Source organism: Staphylococcus gallinarum, assembly GCF_000875895.1.
Taxonomy (GTDB): Bacteria; Bacillota; Bacilli; order Staphylococcales; family Staphylococcaceae; genus Staphylococcus; species Staphylococcus gallinarum.
Window position 1 is genome coordinate 1 of sequence record NZ_JXCF01000139.1, and the last position, 254, is coordinate 254.

A 254-nucleotide genomic window follows, 5' to 3' on the forward strand; every position below is an offset into this window, starting at 1 on the left:
CCTGTTTTTGCTAACGCAAAAAATGAGTGGCAAAATGCTAGCCACTCATAGTTCTAAACCAAAATATAATATAACTATTCAAACTGCTTTTCAGAACGTTTAAATACAATAATCGTCAAAAGACAACATAAAATAATAAGGATAGCCATGGCTACAAGAATATTACTATACACTCCAGAAGAATAATTTATAAATTCCAGAACTAGTTTACGATTAATCAATTGTAGTGACAATAAACCTCCTACAATTGCTAT

At 29.9% G+C, this 254-nt stretch carries 1 pseudogene; it reads right to left on the reverse strand.

Annotation, left to right across the window (positions count from 1 at the left end):
- Positions 1 to 74 precede the first annotated feature (74 nt).
- Positions 75 to 254 (reverse strand): annotated as a pseudogene (locus SH09_RS16185) (hypothetical protein); the annotation flags it as partial.